At 41.7% G+C, this 17,869-nt stretch carries 22 protein-coding genes; 17 read left to right on the top strand and 5 right to left on the bottom strand.

Features of this window, described 5'->3' with window-relative positions; genetic code table 11:
- Positions 1 to 8 precede the first annotated feature (8 nt).
- The 3 genes from VRK28_RS00635 (at position 9) to VRK28_RS00625 (ending at position 2,916) form a co-directional block, all read left to right on the top strand.
- Positions 9 to 125, top strand: coding sequence for a class IIb bacteriocin, lactobin A/cerein 7B family (locus VRK28_RS00635; protein ID WP_269408803.1), 117 nt, complete (start codon positions 9 to 11; stop codon positions 123 to 125).
- A 369-nt stretch (positions 126 to 494) separates the two neighbouring features.
- Positions 495 to 2,639, top strand: a complete 2,145-nt coding sequence (locus VRK28_RS00630) for a peptidase domain-containing ABC transporter (RefSeq protein ID WP_332393088.1) — start codon at positions 495 to 497, stop codon at positions 2,637 to 2,639.
- Positions 2,640 to 2,769: 130 nt separating this feature from the next.
- On the top strand, positions 2,770 to 2,916 hold the full coding sequence (locus VRK28_RS00625; RefSeq protein ID WP_161805755.1) for a hypothetical protein: 147 nt from the start codon (positions 2,770 to 2,772) through the stop codon (positions 2,914 to 2,916).
- Between the two features lie 540 nt (positions 2,917 to 3,456).
- On the opposite strand, the gene VRK28_RS00620 is transcribed toward VRK28_RS00625, so the two are convergent.
- Entirely contained in the window at positions 3,457 to 4,770 is a 1,314-nt protein-coding gene (locus VRK28_RS00620; protein WP_332393087.1) for a short-chain fatty acid transporter, read from the bottom strand.
- A 115-nt stretch (positions 4,771 to 4,885) separates the two neighbouring features.
- Entirely contained in the window at positions 4,886 to 5,839 is a 954-nt protein-coding gene (locus tag VRK28_RS00615; RefSeq protein WP_063529761.1) for a chemotaxis protein CheV, read from the bottom strand.
- A 145-nt stretch (positions 5,840 to 5,984) separates the two neighbouring features.
- On the opposite strand from VRK28_RS00615, the gene VRK28_RS00610 reads away from it, so the two are divergent.
- On the top strand, positions 5,985 to 7,049 hold the full coding sequence (locus VRK28_RS00610) for a potassium channel family protein (RefSeq protein WP_063529762.1): 1,065 nt from the start codon (positions 5,985 to 5,987) through the stop codon (positions 7,047 to 7,049).
- A gap of 6 nt (positions 7,050 to 7,055) precedes the next feature.
- Positions 7,056 to 7,268: a hypothetical protein gene (locus VRK28_RS00605; RefSeq protein WP_054563926.1), complete on the top strand. Its 213-nt coding sequence runs from the start codon at positions 7,056 to 7,058 to the stop codon at positions 7,266 to 7,268.
- Between the two features lie 26 nt (positions 7,269 to 7,294).
- Here the strand turns inward: VRK28_RS00605 and VRK28_RS00600 are convergent, their stop codons facing one another.
- Complete coding sequence (locus VRK28_RS00600) at positions 7,295 to 8,326, bottom strand: hypothetical protein (RefSeq protein ID WP_063529763.1); 1,032 nt, start codon at positions 8,324 to 8,326, stop codon at positions 7,295 to 7,297.
- Between the two features lie 88 nt (positions 8,327 to 8,414).
- Entirely contained in the window at positions 8,415 to 8,876 is a 462-nt protein-coding gene (locus VRK28_RS00595; RefSeq protein WP_332393086.1) for an EVE domain-containing protein, read from the bottom strand.
- 79 nt (positions 8,877 to 8,955) lie between these two features.
- Here VRK28_RS00595 and tesB point away from each other — a divergent pair, with 79 nt between their 5' ends.
- Positions 8,956 to 9,813, top strand: coding sequence for an acyl-CoA thioesterase II (tesB, locus tag VRK28_RS00590; protein WP_054552365.1), 858 nt, complete (start codon positions 8,956 to 8,958; stop codon positions 9,811 to 9,813).
- Here tesB and plsB read toward each other — a convergent pair.
- Positions 9,810 to 12,260 (bottom strand): glycerol-3-phosphate 1-O-acyltransferase PlsB, encoded by a 2,451-nt coding sequence (plsB, locus tag VRK28_RS00585; protein WP_058583715.1) that lies wholly within the window; start codon positions 12,258 to 12,260, stop codon positions 9,810 to 9,812. The two genes, tesB and plsB, sit on opposite strands and share 4 nt — an antisense overlap.
- 431 nt (positions 12,261 to 12,691) lie before the next feature.
- On the opposite strand from plsB, the gene rpsJ reads away from it, so the two are divergent.
- The 11 genes from rpsJ to rpsQ are packed head-to-tail and all read left to right on the top strand — an operon-like array spanning position 12,692 to position 17,659.
- Complete coding sequence (rpsJ, locus tag VRK28_RS00580; protein ID WP_002957900.1) at positions 12,692 to 13,003, top strand: 30S ribosomal protein S10; 312 nt, start codon at positions 12,692 to 12,694, stop codon at positions 13,001 to 13,003.
- Between the two features lie 27 nt (positions 13,004 to 13,030).
- Complete coding sequence (gene rplC, locus VRK28_RS00575) at positions 13,031 to 13,666, top strand: 50S ribosomal protein L3 (protein WP_036974218.1); 636 nt, start codon at positions 13,031 to 13,033, stop codon at positions 13,664 to 13,666.
- 17 nt (positions 13,667 to 13,683) lie between these two features.
- Positions 13,684 to 14,289 (top strand): 50S ribosomal protein L4, encoded by a 606-nt coding sequence (gene rplD / locus VRK28_RS00570; RefSeq protein WP_054552367.1) that lies wholly within the window; start codon positions 13,684 to 13,686, stop codon positions 14,287 to 14,289.
- Positions 14,286 to 14,588, top strand: coding sequence for a 50S ribosomal protein L23 (gene rplW / locus VRK28_RS00565; protein WP_054552368.1), 303 nt, complete (start codon positions 14,286 to 14,288; stop codon positions 14,586 to 14,588). The genes rplD and rplW overlap by 4 nt, the downstream gene beginning before the upstream one ends.
- A 17-nt stretch (positions 14,589 to 14,605) precedes the next feature.
- Positions 14,606 to 15,430 (top strand): 50S ribosomal protein L2, encoded by an 825-nt coding sequence (rplB, locus tag VRK28_RS00560; RefSeq protein ID WP_054552369.1) that lies wholly within the window; start codon positions 14,606 to 14,608, stop codon positions 15,428 to 15,430.
- Positions 15,431 to 15,446: 16 nt separating this feature from the next.
- Positions 15,447 to 15,725 carry a 30S ribosomal protein S19 gene (gene rpsS / locus VRK28_RS00555; protein WP_010376377.1) on the top strand — a complete coding sequence of 93 codons (279 nt, stop codon included), beginning with the start codon at positions 15,447 to 15,449 and terminating at the stop codon, positions 15,723 to 15,725.
- A 14-nt stretch (positions 15,726 to 15,739) separates the two neighbouring features.
- On the top strand, positions 15,740 to 16,072 hold the full coding sequence (gene rplV, locus VRK28_RS00550) for a 50S ribosomal protein L22 (protein WP_004588690.1): 333 nt from the start codon (positions 15,740 to 15,742) through the stop codon (positions 16,070 to 16,072).
- Between the two features lie 11 nt (positions 16,073 to 16,083).
- Complete coding sequence (gene rpsC, locus VRK28_RS00545; RefSeq protein WP_054552370.1) at positions 16,084 to 16,785, top strand: 30S ribosomal protein S3; 702 nt, start codon at positions 16,084 to 16,086, stop codon at positions 16,783 to 16,785.
- Between the two features lie 12 nt (positions 16,786 to 16,797).
- Entirely contained in the window at positions 16,798 to 17,211 is a 414-nt protein-coding gene (gene rplP / locus VRK28_RS00540; protein ID WP_036974208.1) for a 50S ribosomal protein L16, read from the top strand.
- Positions 17,211 to 17,402 carry a 50S ribosomal protein L29 gene (rpmC, locus tag VRK28_RS00535; protein ID WP_054552371.1) on the top strand — a complete coding sequence of 64 codons (192 nt, stop codon included), beginning with the start codon at positions 17,211 to 17,213 and terminating at the stop codon, positions 17,400 to 17,402. The genes rplP and rpmC overlap by 1 nt, the downstream gene beginning before the upstream one ends.
- Entirely contained in the window at positions 17,402 to 17,659 is a 258-nt protein-coding gene (gene rpsQ, locus VRK28_RS00530; protein ID WP_054552372.1) for a 30S ribosomal protein S17, read from the top strand. Before rpmC ends, rpsQ begins: the two co-directional genes overlap by 1 nt.
- Positions 17,660 to 17,869: the final 210 nt, after the last annotated feature.

Below are 17,869 nucleotides of genomic sequence, written 5' to 3'. Positions count from 1 at the left end.
GTTTTATTATGAAAGAGCTTACGAAAGAAGAAGTGAAAATAGTAGCTGGAGGGCTTTGGCCTGCTTTTGTGGCAGGCTACTTTGTTGGTTCTATAGCAAAGAAGCTTTATAACAAGTACGCCTAGTGTAAACAAAAAGGTATAGGCTAGTAACAGCTATACCTTTTTAAATTTTGGAGGCTAAGTCATGTTTTTTTTAGAGTTACTTTATTACTTATTATTAGCATTTATCGCCATTTTTACATGGGAAAGAATTAAACTGAAGGTGGATATACCTGTTTTGATGCATTTAAAAAGTATTCTATTTCAATTGCTTTGTACTTTACTAGTTGCGATAACTTTAGTCTTTACAGCAATATTCTTCAATGTTTCATATAAAGTGACAGGTCTAATCACGGCTTTAGCTACAGTGTTTGTATGGTTGTACATTGAGTTTCATTTTCCAAGAGAAAAAAATAAGACTTGATACTATTATTCAAGGTTTTTTTGGATGTTATGAGTGAATCAAATTTAAACTTTTCTTTTGTTAAATCAGTGCCTTTGATTTTGCAATCCGAAATAGCCGAATGTGGCCTTGCTTCAATGGCTATGGTGGCATGCTATCACGGCCACCAGCTTGATATGCCAGCCATGCGAAATCGCTTTTCGGCGAATTTAAAGGGTATGAATTTACAGCAGCTAATTGAGCTGGGGGATAGCTTAGGATTAGCGAGTCGTGCGTTACAGTGCCCGCTTGAAGAGGTACATAAACTTCAGACTCCTTGTATATTGCATTGGGATATGAATCACTTTGTAGTTTTGACTAAAGTTTCTGGGAAGGGAAAATCAGCTAAATTAGCGATTAATGATCCAGCCCTTGGGAAGCGGAATCTAAATAGCGAGGAATTTAGTAAGCACTTTACCGGTATTTGTTTGGAGCTCACGCCAACCAGTAAGTTTGAAGCTAAACAAGAACAGGCACGAATGAGGTTTAGTCAGCTTTGGAGTGCTGTTACTGGTCTAAAAACTGGCTTAATTAAATTAATTGCGCTGTCGCTGGTTTTACAGCTATTTGCTCTGATGACACCCTATTATATGCAGTGGATCGTGGATGAAGTATTGGTGAGCTTTGATGAGTCTTTGCTCACGGTTCTTGCGCTAGGCTTTGCATTAATTGCGATCATTTCAGTTATTACTAATGCAGTGCGGAGCTGGTTGATTTTAAGGCTTTCGAGTCTGCTAAACATGCAAATGGGGGTTAATCTATTACGTCATTTACTGCGCCTTCCTATGAACTACTTTGAATCCCGCCACATTGGCGATATTGTTTCGCGTTTTGGCTCACTAGCACAAATACGTGAGCGTATTACCACAGGGTTTGTAGAAACATTTGTTGATGGCGTTATGGCTATCACCGTATTGATTATGATGATGATTTATTCACTTAAGTTGACAGCTGTTGTTGTAGGCGCAATTACCCTTTATACGCTTGTACGCTTAGTGCTGTATCGACCACTGCATCAAGCCACAGAAGAAATGATTCAAAACTCCGCTAAAGAGCAATCAAACTTTTTAGAAAACATTCGTGGTATGCAAACAATTAAATTGTTTGGTAATGAAGCGCAGCGCCAAGGTATTTGGCAAAACCGTTATGCTGAGGTAATAAATAGTGAAATACGTTTAGGGCGATTAAATATTAGTTTTGAGTCTTTTAATAAACTACTGTTTGGTCTTGAGAATGTAGTAGTTATTTACCTTGCTGCACTTTTGGTTATGAGTAATAGCTTATCTGTCGGTATGGTGTTGGCATTTATAGCCTATAAAAATCAGCTAACGAGTCGCTTTGCAAATTTCATCGAGCAAATTATTCAATTTAAAATGATGCGCTTACACCTTGACCGTATCGCTGATATTGCGCTTACTAAGCAAGAAGCGAATCGCGATGGTGACTTGACCTACAGAGGGAGTAGCGACAATAAAGTGAAAGGTAAGCTTAGCCTTGAAAATATCAGTTTTAGTTATAGCGATGATCAAGCACCTATTTTAAAAGATATAAATTTAACGCTAAATTTAGGCGAGTCTATTGCTATTACTGGCCCGTCTGGCGCGGGTAAAACGACGTTAATGAAAATCATGTTGGGTTTATTACAACCCTCATCAGGCAAAGTGTTACTTGATGGCATGGATATTACCCAACTAGGCCTTAAAAATTACCGCAAACAAATAGCCGCAGTAATGCAAGATGACACGCTATTAGCTGGCTCAATCGCCGATAATATTAGCTTCTTTGATCCACAACCTAATTACTTAAAAATAGAACAGTGCGCTCGCCATGCAGCAATTCATAGTGATATTACTAAAATGACTATGGGTTATAATTCATTAGTGGGCGATATGGGTTCTAATTTATCCGGCGGACAACTTCAACGGTTATTACTTGCCAGAGCTCTGTACCAATCTCCCTGCGTCCTATTTTTGGATGAAGCAACGAGTCATTTAGATCAAGAGAACGAAGCAAAAATCAGTGAGCAAATTAAGCACCTAGAGATGACGCGAATAATGATTGCTCACAGGCAAGAGACTATCAATATGGCGGATAAAGTGTTTGAGTTACAAGGTGGAGCTTTAACAAGTACAGTAGCTCAAAATGAAACTGCGTAATCGAGTGTGATTTTAGTAGCTTGTATTTTACAAGCTACTAAAGCAAAGGCTAGGCACGTTAAATTTTGTAGGAAAACGGCCTAACCTATTAACAATCCGGCAAAAAATGCGAATACATGGAGAGTATATTATGCGTGAATTAACCACAATTGAAATTGAACTGGTTATTGGTGGAGTGCTATCGAATACAACAGTTAATGAAGGAGATTTTGAAAGGAAAGATAGGCCTGGGTTTGGCATGCCACACTTGCCTGTACCAACAGAAACTGATGATTGAGTTATTTTTTAGATAAGGAGTAATGTTCTCCTTATCTAAATATCATTTAAATAATAGTAACCTGGTTAGTAACTATTACATGCTTAAGTGAGTAGCTTTTATTACGCGCTTATTTTTATGCTTAAATGACTAGATGAGTTTGCTCTATTATTAGCTATTGAAAGTTCTGTTTATGAAACAATTTTTATTAATTTTCTTTATCACTTACATCATAACCAGAGTTGCTTTTTTTACTTTTGATTTTTCTATTTCAAAAAGTAGTAGCTTGGTAGATTATTTTATCGATATATCTGCGTTCATTTTAGTGTACTTCGTTGTTTCTAAGATCGTTTGTTTTGTATTAAAAAGAGATAAAAGAAGCGAGAGCAGTGATTCTAACTTTAAGTGATAGACTGTAGTTTTGGTAGAATGAAGTACTGATTCAGCGGTGATTTAAGACCGAATGAGAGTTTTGGTTACCTTTGGTAAACAAACCGTTTTGAAGAGGGACTCTCGCTATGAGCTTTTGCCCCTCTCTAATAGGTGATGTTTATAAAGCTTTTAAGGATAAAAACTTAGCATTAACGATATAAACACGCCGGTGATAATCAGCTGTACAAGGCAAAAGCCCATGATGTCTTTGGCTTTTAAGCCGGCAATAGCAAGTACGGGGAGTGCCCAGAACGGCTGAATAAGGTTAGTCCAAGCATCGCCCCATGCGACAGCCATAGCAACCCGTGGCATATCCGCGCCAAGTGTTTGTGCTGCAGGAATGACAATCGGCGCTTGCACTGCCCATTGGCCGCCGCCTGACGGCACAAATATATTCACAAACCCTGCGCTTAAAAAGCTCCAAAAAGGCAGCGTTTCGGCTGTTGCAATGGCAATAAATCCTTCAGAGATTTGTTGAGCAAGTCCAGTTTTTACCATAATGGCCATGATCCCCGCATAAAAGGGAAATTGAATCACAATACCAGCGCCACTAGGGATTGCTTGCTGTAAGCTACTAAGTAAATTATGCGGCGTTTGATGCAGTAAAATTGCGCTAAATAAGAAAATAGCGATCACGCTATTTAAGTTTAAGCCGCCTCCGTTTAGCACAAAATAATAGAATAAATAGGCAAGACCAAAGGCACCTATACCCATACCAAGCAAACGGCTATGTTCAATTACTTCGGCGGGGCGGGTAGGCGTATCTGCTTGCTGCGATTCATCTTCAAGCTTTGCAGGGTCAACATAAACACTGTCTTTTTCGCTCGGCAACATATAGCGATTTACCAGCGGCATGATAATAAATAAGCCCAAAACAATAGCGATATTAAATGCCGAAAAAATTGTGTTTTCGGTGCCTATTACCCCAATACTTTGCTCTGCAAAGTGGCCATCGGTTGCGATTGTCAGCGGCACTGAACCGGCTAAGCCGCCATGCCAAACAATAAAGCCTGAATAGGCACTGGCCACTAACAAACGGTAATCTACGCGGGTTTGCTTCGCAATTGCTTTGGCGAATAAAGCGCCAATCACTAAACCGAAACCCCAATTTAGCCAGCTAGCTAACAAAGATACGAGGGTCACGAGAATGATTGCTTTAGCTGGGCTGTTGGCAAGAGTTGCCAATTTGTTGAGTATGCTGCGCATCACTGGGGTACTCGCTAGCATGTAGCCTGTTAGCAGTACTAGCAGCATTTGCATGGCAAATTGTAATAGGTTCCAAAATCCACCCCCCCAAGCCGCGAGCACTTGCGTGGGCGTTGATGGCGTAAAGAGACTCGCAACGATAAAGCTCAGCAAGGTGAGTAATATAACAAATACAAACGGGTCGGGTAGATAACGCTCTACTAGTTTAGTGAATGGTTTAGCAACGCGATTTAGCATAGTTTTTATTGTTGTCGTCGAATCGATAATGCCAATAAATCATGAATAACGATGATTGGCAAATTGCGACGTCGTTGCTTTAGCTTATGCCTTTAAAAACTGATGCTAAAAGTGCTTACTGTGAATCTTGTTCTAGCACGGTTTTTAAGCGGGCTTGAACTTCTTCTACTAACAGTATTGGCTGGAACTTTGATAAGAACGCATTACAACCAACCTTCTCAACTAAAGCTTGGTTAAAGCTACCACTCAAAGAGGTATTAAGCACAATATGTAGGTTCTTCATGCGGCTGTCGTTACGAATTTCGTGTGTTAAACGGTAGCCATCCATTGCTGGCATTTCAGCATCGGTGATCACCATGAGCAATTCTTTCTCTACATCTTTACCTTGATCAGCCCAGCCTTTTAGCATTTCGAGTGCTTCAAGTCCGTTACGAGCAGGTATGATTTCGATGCCAAGTTGCGACAAGGTATCGCTTACTTGCTTACGAGCAGTTGGTGAATCATCGGCGTGAAGAATTTTGCGGCCTGCAAACTCGTTCACGATGCTTTTATCTAGAATATCTTCAGATATTTGGACTTCGTACTCAACGATTTCTGCGAGCACTTTTTCTACATCGATAATTTCAACCAGCTGCTCTTGGCCATCGCGTTTTACTTTCGTTAAGGCTGTTAGGTAATGATTTTTACCAATTGCCGTTGGTGGCGGCATAATATCTGACCATGTCATATTGATGATTTGATCAACTTTACCAATTAAAAAGCCTTGCACGGTACGATTGTACTCGGTGATAACGAGGTTTGTATCTTCGATGTGTTTAGCTTCAGGCATGTTTATCGCTCTGCGCAAATCAATCACCGGAATTGATTCGCCACGAATATTTACAACCCCAGAAACTTTAGGGTGGGCGTGGGGAATTTTGCTAATTTGCGGTAACTTCACCACTTCTTTAACTTTAAACACATTGAGAGCGAATAAGTGGCGACTGTGTAGGTAAAATAGTAAAAGCTCTAAGCGGTTTTCACCGACCAGTTGCGTACGCTTATCGACGGAAGCAAGAACACCTGACATATTTCACCCTAAACACCTAATACAGAGATAGTATAGTCTACTATCATTTTTCATCGACATGCATTAGTAATTTTCCATCAGTTGCCAAAGAGCAAGCATTACAGTACCGTATCGATAATTTCTTCCACTATAAATCGCAAGGATTATGCATCATATATTTAATCGTTTAGTGGTACTTATTCGCAGTCACATTGATCAAGTAAGTTGGCAGGCTGTGGTATTTACTACGCTTTTGCATATGCTACTTATTTGGTGGCTGCTTATGCTTGCAGGAGAGCAAGCGCTCACACCACTTAGTACTTATTTTTATTATTATGTAGTAACTACATCTACAGTTGGCTATGGCGATTTTAGCGCGAGCACCGAGCTTGGCCGTTGGATTGTCGCATTACTGCAAATACCTTTTGGTTTAGCATTATTTGGCGTTCTGTTAGGAAAAACAGGGCAAACAGTAACTTATTTAATTAGGCGCGCTATGACGGGTGATAAAAGCTTCGCACATATAAACAATCACATTATTATCTTTGGTTGGCATGATACACGTACTAAAAAGATGGTTGACTATATCTTGGCCGATCATAAACGCTTAGATCGTCGTATTTTATTGGCGGTTACTGAACAAATGGAACATCCGTTTTTAGCAAATCCTATGGTTGATTTTGCTCGTCTAAGTAGCTTTACTGATTTAGATGAGTTGAAAAGAATTGCCATTGATCGCGCCGACAAAATTATTATTGATGGTCAAGATGATGACCAGACGTTTACAACAGCCCTGCGTATTAGCAAGTTGGTCAATAAACAGTGCCACATTAGTGCACACTTTACTGATGAAACTAAAATCGAAATGTTACATGAGCATTGCCACAATGTAGAATGTAGCAGTGCTAAGTCAGCCGAGATCTTAGTGCGTTCAATGCAAGACCCAGGTTCAAGCCGCGTACAGGAAGAACTGTTATCGACACTACATGGGGATACTCAATTTAGTTTACCTATCCCCAAAGGCGTGCAAGCAATGGAATTTGGCAAGCTGTTTCATCACTTTAAATATAGTCATGATGCTATACTGCTGGGTGTCGCACATAATTTGAGTGCAAAAAATATGGACTTAAACCCGCCACTTGATTACGTGGTAAGTGAAGGAGATATTTTGCATTATATCGCTGCGGAGCGTGTTTTGAGTGACGAAGTTGATTGGTCTGCGTTGGTTTAATGAGCTATGAATGAAGTTGTGTTTTTAATTATTGTACTCAGTGCCTACATTTTACCTGTGGTCATTGTGCTCAATAGTAAACGCACTCAAGGCCACGAAAAGAATGCTTGGTTAATAGGTATCATCTTCTTTTCGTGGTTAGCTTTGGTAATGTACTTAACAATCATCCCTAAACACGGGCGGGTCAAAAAGCACCGTAAAGTAAAACCTAAGGGTTAACTCTCCTCAAATTGACAGCTGCTGTGTCACTTCAACTGTTTTAGTTTATGATCTATCACAGGATCATCGGGTGAGAGTTGCTGCGCTACTTCTAAGACCTTAATAGCATCGTTTGGGTGCTCATCTTGATGCTTGATTGCAACATCAATCAGCGGTTGCACATCAATCGCATCTTTTTGCTCTTGCATATGCTCAGCTTTTTCTTCAGCTAAAATTGTATGCGCGGTGCTCAGTAAGGCTAAACGATGTGGCGAACTCTTGTTTGCCTTGTTTAGACGACGATAATAATCTTCTTTAAAGCGCAGCGTTTTGGTTTGCTGGCGGAATTGGGCTATATCAACTTGCTGGTGGCTAATAAAATCAACAGCAACATCTTTATAAAAGCCAAACTTATTTAAATATGTTGCATGAACACTATGGCCCATACCAAACACGCGTAAGTGGGTTAGTTGTGGGTAACGTTTAGCATGAGCTCGGTCGATGCGATTCGTTGGGTCGTAAATAATATAACCCTTTGCATGGCCTAAATCTAAATCGTGGTAGTCACCGTTCCAATCAAATTTTTGCGCGATGTCGGTACTTGAACGGTCATCCCATGGCGCTTTTTCTTTGTTTTTTGTGCTAACTGGGTGAAAGAGTAAAACCTTGTCTAGCTTTAATAGATTGGCAAAGGCACCAACGGCAAAGCCTCCTCGACTCAAACCATAACCTAATCGCTCTTTGAACCCGCCAATCAGTGGTGCTAGCTGCTCAATGAAAAACAACAGATTACGGTGCCTAAACCAGTTGCTAATGCCTAAATGTTGAAAGGCGATAATATTCACATCTTGCTTTTTCGCGAGCTTATAAGCCCAAGGCGAAAAATCATCAGTGATATCATGTTCTTGATAATTTGTTCCAGCAGGAGAGAAGGTAATTAGCAGGGGCTTATTGGCATCAATGATATGATATTTCACATAAACGTCGCCGAGCAAATCACCACCAGTCATAGGAACAAGGCTTTGTTGCTCATCGCGTGGGAGATTGGTCCATTCCTCTAACCAATACAATAATTTCATACATCCCCCCCCTTAGTACCTCTAAAATAAAGGGGCGAAATTGTAGCAAAAATAGCAGCTCATTAAAAATGGCCACTACTTTATATGCTTAGCCCTCGCTCATTGCGATGATCTGTTGCCAGTCATGTTCAGTTACAGGCATTACTGATAATCGGCCGCCTTTTTTAAGGGCAATTTCGGTGATTGCATCATTGGCTTTAATCGCTTGCAGGCTAACAAGCTTTTTAAGGTGTGCTTGATATTGCACATCGACCACAAACCAGCGCGGGTTATCAGCGGTTGCTTTGGCATCGTAGTAATCGCTATTTAAATCAAACTGTGTTGGGTCGGCATAAGCTTCGCGAGTCACCGTAGCGATACCTGCAACACCTACATGTTTACAACTTGAATGATAAATCATTACCAAGTCGCCTTGTTTAATGCCATCGCGTAGAAAGTTGCGGGCTTGATAATTACGCACGCCATCCCACATAGAGGTTTGCTCAGGTGCGTTTTTTAGATCATCAATTGAAAATGCATCGGGTTCGGTTTTAAAAAGCCAATAAGCCATAATGAGGTGCTCTTACAAAGATTTACTTCCAATTAGTCTATAGTATCATTAAACGCTTGTCGGGATTGAGGATAAATAAATGAGCCAAGTATTAGATGACCTACTGTCATTAATGTCGTTAGAAGAGATTGAGCAAGGCTTGTATCGCGGGCAAAGCCAAGATTTAGGATTTAGAGCTGTATTCGGTGGCCAAGTAATGGGCCAAGCTCTATCTGCCGCAAAAGAAACATTACCACAAGGGCGTATTGTTCACTCTTTACACTCTTACTTTTTGCGCCCAGGTGATGCTGCAAAGCCGATTGTCTATGATGTAGAGAATATACGTGATGGTAAAAGTTTTAGTACTCGCCGTGTAAAAGCAATTCAATATGGTAAGCCGATTTTTTACATGACCGCTTCTTTCCAAGGTGAAGAAGAGGGCTTATCACATCAAGCGCAGATGCCTGATGTACCACAGCCTGAAGAATTAAAGTCATCGCTTGAATTTTACCAAGCAAATGCAGAGCTTATTCCTGAACCAATTCGAAATAAGTTCATCCGTGAAGTGCCAATTGAAATGCGCCCTGTGACTTTTCATAACCCATTCAAACCACAAGTGATGGAGCCAGTTAAGCATATTTGGTTTAAAGCTAATGGTGAGATGCCTGACGATCAGCGTATTCATAATTACTTACTTGCGTACGCATCTGACTTTGAGTTTTTACCAACTGCATTACAGCCGCACGGGGTATCGTTTATGCAGCCGAATATGCAGGTTGCAACAATTGACCATGCAATGTGGTTTCACCGCCCGTTTAGACTAGACGATTGGATTTTATATTCGATTGATAGCCCAAGTGCGAGCTCTGGTCGTGGTTTGGTGCGAGGTCAGTTTTTTGACCGTCAAGGCAATTTAGTTGCCTCAACGATCCAAGAAGGGGTCATGCGTCAGCGTTAATCTTTTGTGTGCTGAGCTTGGCTTTGCACTATATCGTCAATTGACTGCCAGACCCGTGCTGGCAGCAATGCTTTAAGATATAAATACACTTCACACAGTTCATTGCTACCCGTTAAGCCTTGCTCTGTTTCGGTAATTAGCTTTTGCTCTCGCAAGCTTGAAATAAAACCAATAAGTACTTTTTTGTCGAAGAACTCAGGGGTTTTAATGCCGTGCAAGGTACCTAAGCGCTCTGCTAACACTTGGCTTTCGTGTTCAAGTTCTTCACGCTCAATACCACTGCTAGTTTGAATAAAACCAACCACGATAGCGTAGCGTTGTAGTGTTAAACTTAAGGCGCGACCGAGCATTTCGAGTTTCGCTAAACAATCGTTGCTGTTAGTTATCTTGATATTATCGCCATCAATTTCAATCAGGTCTTGATCAACGAAACTAGCGAGAACACGCGTAATGTAGTTTTCATCTAACTCATGCAAGAACCACTCTTTGGCAAACAGTGGGTAAAAACGTGCAATCAAGGCTTGGCAATCAGCCATGGTAGTTTGATGTGCTTTGAATAAATGCAGCGCCAATAAGCTCGGTACCGCAAATAAGTGCAACACGTTATTACGGTAGTAGTTGAACAGTGTTTTTTCTTTATCGTTAATCGCGATAATTTCGCCAAACTCGTCACTGATCACATCAAACTTATTAAGTTTAAGTGCATGCTCTAATAGCTGCTCGGCGCTTTCGTCTGGTGTGGTCACCTTTTCGCTGTAGCTTGCGCTACGTTGTAAATGTAAATAAAACTCAAGCTGAGCAATCAGCTTAGGTTTACTTAGCGCGTGTTTATCATTTACCAGTAATATCATCGCAAGTAGATTCACTGCATTGAGTGCAGCGGCGCTATTAATATTAACCATTACCTTATCAGCGAGGTTAGCGACTTGTGGTCCAAGCCATTGTGGTTTCTGAACATCAGTTGGGTGAATCGACTCTCGCCAATCAGGTTGTTGATCATTGAGATATTGGTTTATCGATATAGGGTCGCCAAAGTTTAAATAACCACGACCATAGTTTTTAAGGTTTTTAATTGCCTTAAAGATACCTAATACCGACTCACCTTTTTTATCGTTACCGGCAAGCTCTTTTAAGTAAGTATTAATTTCCATTACGTGCTCATAACCAATGTATACAGGCACAATCGAAATAGGGCGATCAATGCCGCGTAACATAGCTTGTAATGTCATAGCGAGCATACCTGTTTTTGGCGGTAACAAGCGACCAGTACGGCTACGACCACCTTCAGTGTAAAACTTTACTGAATAACCTTTGATAAATAACTGGCTCAGGTACTCTTTAAATACTGACGAATACAGTTTATTACCCGCGAATGAGCGGCGAATAAAGAAAGCACCACTGCGACGGAAAATCCCCCCTGCTGGGAAGAAGTTTAAGTTGATACCCGCAGCGATATGAGGCGGAACTAAGCCTAAATGGTAAATAGAATAGGTCAGCAATAAGTAATCCATATGCGATCGGTGACATGGCATATAGATAATCTCGTGGCCTTTATCTGTAAGCTCATGCACTTGCTCTGAAAACTTAATATCAATCCCGTTATAAAGCTTATTCCACAGCCAAGTTAAAATACGGTCTGCAACACGAATGGTGGCATCGCTATAATTGGCGGCAATCTCATCAAGTAGCTTCAGCGCATTTTGGCGAGCTTGCTCTTGGCTGATGTTTTTTTCTTTCGCTTCTATTTGAATTGCTTTTTTTATTGTTGGTGAGGCAAGTAGCGAATTAAATAGCTGCTCACGTGATGGCATTTTCGGGCCTGTCGCTGCCAATTTTTGACGACGAAAGTGCACGCGGGCTACACGTAATAGTTTATGCGGTAGCTCATCAACCTCAGCTTTTTCATTGACCAATAAAGATAAATCGAGTGGCTGACTAAAGCGAATAAAGTTATCGCGCCCAGAAAATAGCAACACAAAGAACTTACGAAACCAGCTGGGTGTTAATGAATGAGACACCAAAGTACCTAAACCAGGCTTTTCTTTGCCTGGGTTTCGGCCCCATAAAATAGTCACTGGGATCACTTGGACGTTTTTCTCACCTGATTGCATCAGGTGGTCAATAATTTGTTTGCCTTGCTGCAGGGCATTGCTTGGTTTGCTTTTATTACCAAATAGCGGTGGTGGGTTTTGAATACCGATAAAGCGATCAAGTTCTGCATTACCTAATAACTGCTCTTCGGTTGGGTTAGGTAAGCCGTATTTTTTACATACCCTTGCCAGTGCAGCTAAATCAGAGCGTGCATTTAGCCTAACAATATAAAAAGTAGGGTTGGCTGGGTTTAGGTTGTATTGTTCAATCGGGTTTTCTGGCAGCACCTTACTTTTTACAAACAAGCGGTTCATACCGGCAGAAATGAAATTTAAACAACGATTAATGATACGCATCAACTCACCAAAGTTATTAGTAGATATTAAATAGACCGAGTCTGGTCAAAAATAAGCGGCATAGAATAACAATTATTAACTGGACTGACCATTTAAAAGCGATTTTCTAGCCTCTTTACTCGCACAAGTATAATTTAAAGACGCTAATGTTATTGATAAAGTTCGAAAATTAAACAAAATTTAATTTAGACCTTTGAGATTTTCAAAATAGTTGTTGCATTTATCACCAATCTATCTATAATACGCAGGCTTTCAAAATTCCCTCGGGAACTTGGAAGGAAAGATTAAGCTTGGATTTCAAGCTAATAAACAGGAATTCCGATTTGGAATTCATCGTAGATATAAGAAAGCAGCCGACATCTTAGTTATTAAGATTGTTTCGGTCGTTTTTTTATGCTCTTTTTAAATGCTCTTTATATTGAGGTTTAAGAATGTCAAATCAACGCATTCGTATTCGCCTAAAAGCTTTTGACCACCGTTTGATTGACCAATCAACGGCGGAAATCGTGGAAACTGCGAAACGCACTGGCGCACAAGTACGTGGTCCAATCCCACTACCTACACGCTTTGAACGTTTTACTGTACTAACTTCACCGCACGTTAACAAAGACGCGCGTGATCAGTACGAAATCCGCACCCATAAACGTCTGATCGACATCGTAGAACCAACTGACAAGACTGTTGACGCTCTAATGCGTTTAGATCTTGCTGCTGGTGTTGATGTTCAAATCAGCCTGGGTTAATCGGAAGATTAGAGAGGTTTTAGGAAAATGGCATTAGGTCTAGTCGGTCGTAAAGTGGGTATGACACGTATCTTCACTGAAGATGGTGTATCTATCCCTGTGACAGTTATCGAAGCAACACCTAACCGCATTGCTCAGATCAAATCTGAAGCAACTGACGGTTATAACGCGCTTCAAGTAACCGCAGGCACTAAAAAAGCAAGCCGTGTAAACAAAGCTGCAGCGGGTCACTTCGCTAAAGCTGGTGTTGAAGCGGGTCGCGGTCTGTGGGAATTCCGCCTAAATGGTGGTGAAGGCGATTTTGAAGTAGGCGCTGAGCTTACTGTTGAATTATTCAACGAAATCAACAAAGTTGACGTAACCGGTACTTCTAAAGGTAAAGGTTTCCAAGGTGGTGTTAAGCGCTGGAACTTCAGCATGCAAGACGCTACTCACGGTAACTCTCTATCTCACCGTGCTCCTGGTTCAATCGGTCAAAACCAATCACCTGGTAAGGTGTTTAAAGGTAAGAAAATGGCCGGTCACATGGGTGCTGAGCGTGTAACGACTCAAAACTTAGAACTAGTTCGCGTTGACGCTGAGCGTAACCTGCTTTTAGTTAAAGGTGCAGTACCTGGCGCTATCGGCGGTGACGTTATCGTTAAACCAGCTGTTAAAGCATAAGTCCTGGAGATTTAGTGATGGAATTAGCAATTAAAGACGCTTCTGGCGCTCTTGAAGTTTCTGAAGCTACTTTTGGACGTGAGTTTAACGAAGCATTAGTACACCAAGTAGTTGTTGCTTACGCAGCAGGTGCTCGTCAAGGTACTCGTGCTCAGAAGACACGTTCTGAAGTAAGCGGTGGTGGTAAAAAACCATGGTCTCAAAAAGGTACTGGCCGTGCACGTGCTGGTACAATTCGTAGCCCAATTTGGCGTTCAGGTGGCGTTAGCTTCGCAGCTAAACCACAAGATCACAGCCAAAAAGTAAACCGTAAAATGTACCGCGGTGCGATCAAAAGCATCTTATCTGAATTAGTTCGTCAAGAGCGTTTAATCGTTGTTGAACAGTTTGGTCTTGAAGCACCAAAAACTAAAGAACTAGTTTCTAAGCTTAAAGAACTTGAGCTTAAAGATGTTCTAATCGTGACTGAAGAAGTAGATGAGAATCTTTTCTTATCGGCACGTAACCTATACAAGGTTGACACGCGTGATGTAGCTGGTATCGATCCTGTAAGCCTAATCGCTTTCGATAAGGTACTTATTACAGCTGCTGCTGTTAAGCAACTTGAGGAGGCGCTAGCATGATCCGTGAAGAACGTCTTTTAAAAGTGATCCTTGCTCCACACATCTCTGAGAAAAGCACTATCGCTGCTGAAGAGAACAACACGATTGTTTTCAAAGTAGCTTCTGATGCAACTAAAGCTGAAATCAAAGCTGCAGCAGAAAAGCTTTTTGAAGTAGAAGTAACTGGTGTTCGCACACTAAACGTTAAGGGTAAAACAAAACGTACTGGCATGCGTTTCGGTCGTCGTTCAGACTGGAAGAAAGCTTACGTTACTCTTAAAGAAGGTAGCGAGCTAGACTTTGTCGGCGGCGCCGAGTAATAAGGGGAGTTAGAATTATGGCACTTCAAAAGTGTAAACCAACTTCTGCGGGTCGTCGTCACCTGGTTAAAGTGGTTAACCCAGATCTACATAAGGGTAAACCTTACGCACCACTACTAGAGAAAAACTCTAAGTCTGGTGGTCGTAATAACAAAGGTCGTATCACGGTTCGTCACATCGGTGGTGGTCATAAGCATCATTACCGTGTAATCGACTTTAAACGCACTAAAGATGGCATTCCAGCTGTTGTTGAGCGTCTAGAGTATGATCCAAACCGTAGCGCAAACATCGCTCTTGTATTATATGCAGACGGTGAGCGTCGTTACATTATTGCACCTAAAGGCTTAAAAGCTGGTGATTCAATCCAATCTGGTATTGATGCACCAATCAAAGCTGGTAACACGTTACCAATGCGTAACATGCCTGTAGGTTCGACTGTTCACAACGTAGAATTAAAACCAGGTAAAGGCGCGCAAATCGCACGTTCTGCTGGTGCATACGTTCAAATCCTTGCTCGTGAAGGTCAATACGTAACTCTACGTCTTCGTTCTGGCGAAGTTCGTAAAGTTCCAGCTGACTGTCGCGCAACACTTGGTGAAGTAGGCAATGCTGAGCATATGCTTCGTTCACTAGGTAAAGCTGGTGCAAATCGCTGGCGTGGTATCCGTCCGACAGTTCGTGGTGTTGCCATGAACCCGGTAGATCACCCGCACGGTGGTGGTGAAGGTCGTACATCTGGTGGTCGTCATCCTGTGTCTCCATGGGGTAAGCCGACTAAAGGTGCTAAGACACGTAAGAACAAGCGTACTGATAAATTTATCGTACGTCGTCGTACTAAATAATAGTTGAGGAATAGCCATGCCACGTTCTCTCAAGAAAGGTCCTTTTATTGACCTACACTTGCTGAAGAAGGTAGAGAAAGCGTTGGAAAGCGGTGACAAGAAGCCAATTAAAACTTGGAGCCGTCGTTCAATGATCATACCTAACATGATCGGATTGACCATCGCTGTCCATAATGGTCGTCAGCACGTTCCTGTGTTCATCACAGACGAAATGATCGGTCACAAACTAGGTGAATTTGCACCAACTCGTACTTACCGCGGTCACGCTGCGGATAAGAAAGCGAAGAAACGTTAAGAGGGGAATGATAAATGCAAGCATTAGCTAAACATAAATTCGCCTCTGGTTCGGCGCAAAAAGCACGTCTAGTTGCAGATCAGATCCGCGGACTTCCGGTTGATCGCGCTCTAGAAATCCTGGCGTACAGCCCTAAAAAAGCGGCTGTATTAGTTAAAAAAGTACTTGAGTCTGCTATTGCTAACGCAGAGCATAACGAAGGTGCTGACATTGATGAGCTTCGTGTAACTACGATCTTTGTGGACGATGGTCCAACAATGAAGCGTATTATGCCACGTGCTAAAGGACGCGCAGACCGCATCCTTAAGCGTACAAGCCACATCACTGTTGTGGTTTCAGATAGCTAGGAGTATAAGTAATGGGACAAAAAGTTCATCCTACTGGTATTCGCCTAGGTATCTCTAAACCTTGGGTTTCTACCTGGTACGCGAATTCAAAAGATTTCTCTGATCAGCTTTTTGGCGATCACAAAGTACGTACTTTCCTTACTAAGGAATTAAAAGCGGCTTCTGTGTCTAAAATCGTTATCGAGCGTCCAGCTAAATCTATCCGTGTAACAATTCACACAGCTCGTCCTGGTGTTGTTATCGGTAAAAAAGGCGAAGACGTTGAAAAACTACGTCAAGCAGTAACTAAGATTGCAGGTGTTCCGGCTCAGATTAATATCGCTGAAGTTCGTAAGCCTGAACTTGATGCACAACTAGTAGCTGACGGTATTGCGTCACAGCTAGAGCGTCGTGTTATGTTCCGTCGCGCTATGAAGCGTTCGGTACAAAATGCAATGCGCATTGGTGCAAAGGGTATCAAAGTTGAAGTTAGCGGTCGTCTTGGCGGTGCTGAGATCGCACGTTCAGAATGGTATCGTGAAGGTCGTGTACCTCTACATACTCTTCGTGCTGATATCGACTACGCAACTTCTGAAGCCTTAACCACTTATGGTATCATTGGTGTTAAAGTTTGGATCTTCAAAGGCGAAGTTATTGGTGGTTTACCACTAGTACAAGAGCAAGAGAAGCCAGCTAAACGCGCGCCAAAGAAAGCCAAAAAAAGTGCTAAGTAGAGGTAGCGAGTAATGTTACAGCCAAAACGTACAAAATTCCGTAAAATGCACAAAGGCCGCAACCGCGGTTTAGCGCAAAACGGTAACAAAGTAAGCTTCGGTACTTTCGGTTTGAAAGCTACTGGCCGTGGCCGTATGACTGCTCGTCAAATCGAAGCAGCTCGTCGTGCTATGACACGTCACGTAAAGCGTCAAGGTAAAATCTGGATTCGTGTATTCCCAGATAAGCCAATTACGAACAAACCATTAGAAGTTCGTATGGGTAAAGGTAAAGGTTCTGTTGAATATTGGGTTGCTGAAATTCAACCTGGTAAAGTACTTTACGAAATGGAAGGTGTTTCTGAAGAGCTTGCTCGTGAAGCATTTAACCTTGCAGCGCGTAAATTACCATTCACAACAACTTTCGTAACTCGGACGGTGATGTAATGAAAGCTAGCGAACTAAAAGACAAAAGCGTAGAAGAGCTAAATGCTGAACTTCTAGGACTTCTTCGTGAGCAGTTCAACCTGCGCATGCAAGCAAGCACTGGTCAGTTAGCTCAGACACACACGCTAAGAACAGTACGTCGCGATATCGCGCGTGTAAAAACAGTTATTAACCAGAAGGCAGGTCAATAATGAGCGATAAAATCCGTACTCTTCAAGGCCGTGTAATCAGCGACAAGATGGATAAATCTTTCACTGTTGCTATCGCACGTTACGTGAAGCATCCAGTATATGGAAAATTCATCAAACGTACGACTAAACTACACGTACATGACGAAAACAACACAGCTCAAACTGGTGACGTAGTTACTATTTCTGAGTGTGCTCCTATTTCTAAGACTAAGTCTTGGACTTTAGTAGACGTTGTTGAGCGTCCAAAGAAAGCTTAATTTTTAATTAAGTTTCCTTACTAAAAAGCCCCGGCATCTGCTGGGGCTTTTTGTTTTTAAAAATAGCTGGAAGCTTTTAGCTGTCAGACGTCAGATTAGATCGAGGAGGGGCTTTCATTTCAGTGTAAGAAAACAAAAATCATAGTTGCTATAGGTTAAACGGGATTTAGTTTGTCCTAGCACCTAGCACCTAGCACCTAGCACCTAGCA

Origin of the sequence: Pseudoalteromonas sp. P80D2 (genome assembly GCF_036680945.1) — a bacterium.
In the GTDB taxonomy this organism is placed as follows: Bacteria; Pseudomonadota; Gammaproteobacteria; order Enterobacterales; family Alteromonadaceae; genus Pseudoalteromonas; species Pseudoalteromonas shioyasakiensis.
This window is presented reverse-complemented; position numbering and strand designations above follow the sequence as displayed.

Coding starts and splice junctions, on each gene's coding strand:
- VRK28_RS00635 (WP_269408803.1), top strand. CDS start 9: ATGAAAGAGCTTACGAAAGAAGAAGTGAAAATAGTAGCTGGAGGGCTT.
- VRK28_RS00630 (WP_332393088.1), top strand. CDS start 495: ATGAGTGAATCAAATTTAAACTTTTCTTTTGTTAAATCAGTGCCTTTG.
- VRK28_RS00625 (WP_161805755.1), top strand. CDS start 2,770: ATGCGTGAATTAACCACAATTGAAATTGAACTGGTTATTGGTGGAGTG.
- VRK28_RS00620 (WP_332393087.1), bottom strand. CDS start 4,770: ATGCTAAATCGCGTTGCTAAACCATTCACTAAACTAGTAGAGCGTTAT.
- VRK28_RS00615 (WP_063529761.1), bottom strand. CDS start 5,839: ATGTCAGGTGTTCTTGCTTCCGTCGATAAGCGTACGCAACTGGTCGGT.
- VRK28_RS00610 (WP_063529762.1), top strand. CDS start 5,985: ATGCATCATATATTTAATCGTTTAGTGGTACTTATTCGCAGTCACATT.
- VRK28_RS00605 (WP_054563926.1), top strand. CDS start 7,056: ATGAATGAAGTTGTGTTTTTAATTATTGTACTCAGTGCCTACATTTTA.
- VRK28_RS00600 (WP_063529763.1), bottom strand. CDS start 8,326: ATGAAATTATTGTATTGGTTAGAGGAATGGACCAATCTCCCACGCGAT.
- VRK28_RS00595 (WP_332393086.1), bottom strand. CDS start 8,876: ATGGCTTATTGGCTTTTTAAAACCGAACCCGATGCATTTTCAATTGAT.
- tesB (WP_054552365.1), top strand. CDS start 8,956: ATGAGCCAAGTATTAGATGACCTACTGTCATTAATGTCGTTAGAAGAG.
- plsB (WP_058583715.1), bottom strand. CDS start 12,260: ATGCGTATCATTAATCGTTGTTTAAATTTCATTTCTGCCGGTATGAAC.
- rpsJ (WP_002957900.1), top strand. CDS start 12,692: ATGTCAAATCAACGCATTCGTATTCGCCTAAAAGCTTTTGACCACCGT.
- rplC (WP_036974218.1), top strand. CDS start 13,031: ATGGCATTAGGTCTAGTCGGTCGTAAAGTGGGTATGACACGTATCTTC.
- rplD (WP_054552367.1), top strand. CDS start 13,684: ATGGAATTAGCAATTAAAGACGCTTCTGGCGCTCTTGAAGTTTCTGAA.
- rplW (WP_054552368.1), top strand. CDS start 14,286: ATGATCCGTGAAGAACGTCTTTTAAAAGTGATCCTTGCTCCACACATC.
- rplB (WP_054552369.1), top strand. CDS start 14,606: ATGGCACTTCAAAAGTGTAAACCAACTTCTGCGGGTCGTCGTCACCTG.
- rpsS (WP_010376377.1), top strand. CDS start 15,447: ATGCCACGTTCTCTCAAGAAAGGTCCTTTTATTGACCTACACTTGCTG.
- rplV (WP_004588690.1), top strand. CDS start 15,740: ATGCAAGCATTAGCTAAACATAAATTCGCCTCTGGTTCGGCGCAAAAA.
- rpsC (WP_054552370.1), top strand. CDS start 16,084: ATGGGACAAAAAGTTCATCCTACTGGTATTCGCCTAGGTATCTCTAAA.
- rplP (WP_036974208.1), top strand. CDS start 16,798: ATGTTACAGCCAAAACGTACAAAATTCCGTAAAATGCACAAAGGCCGC.
- rpmC (WP_054552371.1), top strand. CDS start 17,211: ATGAAAGCTAGCGAACTAAAAGACAAAAGCGTAGAAGAGCTAAATGCT.
- rpsQ (WP_054552372.1), top strand. CDS start 17,402: ATGAGCGATAAAATCCGTACTCTTCAAGGCCGTGTAATCAGCGACAAG.